Annotated in this window: 2 tRNA genes and 2 rRNA genes; all 4 read left to right on the top strand. The window is 50.6% G+C overall.

The features are described from left to right. Positions 1-49 (top strand): 16S ribosomal RNA (locus JJ896_18495); the annotation flags it as partial. 144 nt (positions 50-193) lie between these two features. Beyond that, positions 194-270: transfer RNA gene (locus JJ896_18490), tRNA-Ile, on the top strand. A gap of 23 nt (positions 271-293) precedes the next feature. Then, positions 294-369: transfer RNA gene (locus JJ896_18485), tRNA-Ala, on the top strand. 284 nt (positions 370-653) lie between these two features. Beyond that, positions 654-1511: ribosomal RNA gene (locus JJ896_18480) — 23S ribosomal RNA — on the top strand; the annotation flags it as partial.

Here is a 1511-nt window from a genome sequence, read left to right as displayed (position 1 = left end):
GTCGTAACAAGGTAGCCGTAGGGGAACCTGCGGCTGGATCACCTCCTTTCTAAGGATGTTCCTAGCAGCGATGTTCGCATCACTCGTGGAACACTTAGCAGTCACTTAGTGACATAAGGCCTTAATTGGCCAACCGGACCAGGCCGTCCTCATATCTCTTCAGGAAATTCAATTTCAGGCCACCGGCCTGTCTGGGTCGGTAGCTCAGGTGGTTAGAGCGCACGCCTGATAAGCGTGAGGTCGGAGGTTCAAGTCCTCCTCGACCCACCAATAATTCGCGTGGCGAAACACTTGGGGCCTTAGCTCAGCTGGGAGAGCGCCTGATTTGCATTCAGGAGGTCAGCGGTTCGATCCCGCTAGGCTCCACCATCCATTCAGTTTGACCACACAGCCTTTTGCAAAAGGTTGCGTCGTCCAACTGGACGAATTGACATCGTATAGAGAGATTACAACATCAGAATTGCTGATCGCCCGAGTAAGGGTGGATCATCTGGCGGGCTTGTCCGACCAGAAAGGCAATTTTGTCCAAGTCAAGTACACTAACCTACGTGCATCCTTGAGAGAGGATGTCACGATATATCCCAGTTCCGAACCGGCGCTGGGATGGGAAAGTAATGCTTTTGTTCCGAAGAAGCTTGTCTTCTTCTGGATCAAATCAAGCGCGAGAAGGGCGTTTGGCGAATGCCTTGGCAGTAAGAGGCGATGAAAGACGTGATACTCTGCGATAAGTCATGGGGAGCTGAGAATAAGCTTTGATCCATGAATTTCTGAATGGGGCAACCCACCTGACAGTTTGCTTTAATTATCCTTGATAACCTAAAGCGGGCTGAACCAGGTACTTTAGGACTGAATACATAGGTCTTAAAGAGCAAACCCGGGGAACTGAAACATCTAAGTACCCGGAGGAAAGGAAATCAACAGATACTCCCCTAGTAGCGGCGAGCGAACGGGGACCAGCCGAGCCATGAGAGTGATTAGAACCAGTTGGAAAACTGGGCCATAGCGGGTGACAGCCCCGTATAAGAAGCTCAATTGGACGTATTAAGTAGGGCGGGACACGTGAAATCCTGTCTGAACATGGGGGGACCACCCTCTAAGGCTAAGTACTCCTTACTGACCGATAGTGAACCAGTACCGTGAGGGAAAGGTGAAAAGCACCCCGACGAGGGGAGTGAAACAGTTTCTGAAACCGGACGCCTACAAACAGTCGGAGCTTGACTGGACTATAATACCAACTTGAAATCAAAATGCTTTCATGAGCATGTCCGTTGCGGAAGCAAAGGAAAGCATGTTTATGAACGGTATCTTGGCAGTCTTGTTTACAATCCTTGGTCCTACCATGATGTGGACCAACTATTGCGATACAGGATGTTTGGCGCGTTCACCTGCCGACGGCGGCTGGACAGTAAGCGCTAGCAGCGTGATCTTTGAGGGTGCTCAGATCGGGAACGAGCTTTTCGTGCGTTACGATCTAGACCATAAACTCGGACCGTTTCAGCCTACATTCGGGG

This window comes from Rhodothermales bacterium, assembly GCA_017643395.1.
Taxonomy (GTDB): domain Bacteria; phylum Bacteroidota; class Rhodothermia; order Rhodothermales; family UBA10348; genus JABDJZ01.
The sequence above is the reverse complement of the archived record's forward strand: the minus strand, read 5'-3'. Positions and strand labels throughout refer to the sequence as shown.